This is a genomic window from Prevotella rectalis (genome assembly GCF_900607215.1).
Lineage (GTDB): Bacteria > Bacteroidota > Bacteroidia > Bacteroidales > Bacteroidaceae > Prevotella > Prevotella brunnea.
Genome location: NZ_LR027820.1, coordinates 1,185,539 through 1,186,013 on the forward strand (window position 1 = coordinate 1,185,539; position 475 = coordinate 1,186,013).

At 52.0% G+C, this 475-nt stretch carries 1 pseudogene; it reads right to left on the bottom strand.

Annotated elements, in window-relative coordinates:
* Positions 1 to 475, bottom strand: a pseudogene (locus tag E0E16_RS06155) (transposase); the annotation flags it as partial.

Consider the following 475-nt stretch of genomic DNA (forward strand, 5'->3'; position numbering starts at 1 on the left):
TCCTTGGACACCTGTCTGTCCCTACGGGTGGAAATAAAGGTGGCGTCGATATAGACGGCTAAGTAGTGGGAGGAAAGGCTACGGCAAAGCCACCGTTCGACGTCCTCACGGCAGCTGCCGGCAAGATGCGATACCTGCTGCTTGCTGTAGGAACGACCATAGACGCAATTTGAAATCTCGCCTATCTGCTCCGTGGTAAGACCTTTGGTGTAGAGGAGGTTGAACAATTTGGCACGTTCCTCGCTTTCGCTGCGTATCAACCCTAAGAGAATGGGATAGAAGCTCCCGCTACGACTGCGCGGAATACGGAGCGAGAACTCAAAGCCGTGACTGTACCAACGGCGGGAACGGAAGCCATTGCATTGCTCATGGGCATTTTCGCTGACGAACAAATCTCGGTCATGATACATCAGGGGGTTCATGATTAATGACTGAAGGGGAACAAAACCCTCGCTGCTGCTTGTGTAATTCGAAA